This window comes from Streptomyces sp. NPDC002130 (genome assembly GCF_040296465.1).
Lineage (GTDB): Bacteria > Actinomycetota > Actinomycetes > Streptomycetales > Streptomycetaceae > Streptomyces.
Genome location: NZ_JBEOXI010000641.1, coordinates 1 through 1,896 on the forward strand (window position 1 = coordinate 1; position 1,896 = coordinate 1,896).

Here is a 1,896-nt window from a genome sequence, read left to right on the forward strand (position 1 = left end):
CGAGAACGTCACCGCACGCGCGAGCGCTGCGGTCGACGCTGCCGGACCGTCGCCGACGGCGCAGTTCGGCAATCTCATCGAGGCGTGTGTTCTGCACATGACCAGTCGCTCCGACATAGCCTTCCTCGATTCCGAACTGCGGTACCTCGAGGAAGCGGAACGAAAGAGCTACGCCGCCAAACGAAAGAAGCTCGAGAACCTACTCGTCGACGTACTGACGGCCGGCGTCCAGAGCGGTGAGTTCACGGTCCCCGACATCACCGGAACGGGCCGCGCACTGCTGGGCATGTGTCAGTCCGTCGTCCTCTGGTATCGACTCGACGGACCGCAGACTCCGCGCGAAGTCAGTGTTCTCTATCGCGAGATAGCTCTGAAAGCCGTCGGTGTCACTGCGTGAGCGCTGGTCGAATTTCCAGTCATGTCCGATTAGCCCTTAACTGACGAACGTCACACCTGTCGGCTGACACCGAAACCGGGACGCGCCCACGGTCACGGGTCCACACTGAGAAGCAGAGATGCGCGGGGTGGATCCGCAGACCGAGGGAGTTCTTGACGTATGGCCAACAGCAATCCATTTGTTCCTCCGAGCGCGGTCGACGTCGACCTTTCCGCGGTTGCCTGGGGGGCGAACCGCACGATGTCCGACTTCGAGACGGGAATGTGGCGGATGGAAGAGGCGCAGCCGCAACTGCGCTCACCGATCGTTGCGGTCGAGGTTCTCGATCGTGCCCCGGATTGGGACCGGCTGCTCGACGCAGTCGAGTGGGCATCGCACGTGGTTCCGCGTATTCGTATGCGCGCGCACCACCCCCGAGCTGGGATACCTCTCCCCCGCTCAGCCTTTCGAGGAACTCTTCGACAAGTTGATCGCGTACACGTCGTTCACCCCGCTCAACAACATCTCCGGCGGCCCCGCGATTTCGCTACCGCTGCATCAGACCAGCAACGGTTTGCCGTTGGCTTCGCATTTCTCCGCCGATCTCGGCGATGAGCGCACGCTCCTCGAATTGGCCTTCGAACTGGAAGAGGCTCAGCCCTGGAGAAGAATCCAGGACTGAGCCCCACCCGGTCAATACTGTCAGTCGCGCGGCAACCCGAGCATGCGCTCACCGATCACGTTGAGCTGCACCTCGGTTGTGCCGCCGTAAATGGTGGTGGCACGTCCCGAAATGAGCTGCTCCATCGCCTTGTCGCTGGGCTGACCTGGGATGCTGACCGCTCCGGCAGCACCCAGTTCGGCGACGACGAACTCGGCGATCGACTGGCTGATCTTCATCGCCAACAGCTTGCCGACGCTCGACGTTGTGCTCACGTCGATGCCCGAAAGTTGCTTGAGCACAACGCGAGAGCCGATGAGGTCGATCGCCTGGCTCTCGGCCACCAGCTCGCCGACGCGGTAGCGTCCGATCGGGCTCAGGTCTGCCGACTTCGCGAACTTCAGCAGATCGGAGTCCGAGGCGTACGCCTCCATCTTCTGGCTCAGCGCGACGCGCTCGCCGGCCAGCGTCGTACGCGCGACGTTCCAACCGTCGTTGACCTCGCCGACCACGTTCTCGTCGGGGATGAACACGTCGTCGAGGAACACCTCGTTGAACAGCGCCGAGCCCGTCATCTCACGCAGCGGTCGGACGGTGATGCCCGGCGTCGACATGTCCAGCACGAAGTACGTGATGCCCTGATGCTTCGGCTTGGTGGCGTCCGTACGGGCGATCAGCATTGCCCAGTCGGAGAACTGCGCAACCGTGGTCCAGATCTTCTGGCCGGTGATCTTCCAACCGCCGTCGACCTTTTCGGCCTTCGTGGACAATGACGCGAGGTCGGAACCAGCACCGGGCTCACTGAAGAGCTGGCACCACACCAGCTCACCCTGCAGGGTCGGTACTGCCAGTTCCTGCT

The 1,896-nt window shown here is 62.8% G+C and carries 3 protein-coding genes; 2 read left to right on the forward strand and 1 reads right to left on the reverse strand.

All coding sequences use genetic code 11. The features are described from left to right. On the forward strand, positions 1-397 hold a 397-nt coding region (locus ABT116_RS43890), incomplete at its 5' end, for a TetR-type transcription factor C-terminal domain-containing protein (RefSeq protein ID WP_502984056.1). 328 nt (positions 398-725) lie between these two features. Next, positions 726-1,058, forward strand: coding sequence for a hypothetical protein (locus tag ABT116_RS43895; RefSeq protein ID WP_351646425.1), 333 nt, complete (start codon positions 726-728; stop codon positions 1,056-1,058). Positions 1,059-1,078: 20 nt separating this feature from the next. On the opposite strand, the gene ABT116_RS43900 is transcribed toward ABT116_RS43895, so the two are convergent. Beyond that, positions 1,079-1,858, reverse strand: a complete 780-nt coding sequence (locus ABT116_RS43900; RefSeq protein ID WP_351646427.1) for an acyl-CoA dehydrogenase family protein — start codon at positions 1,856-1,858, stop codon at positions 1,079-1,081. Positions 1,859-1,896: the final 38 nt, after the last annotated feature.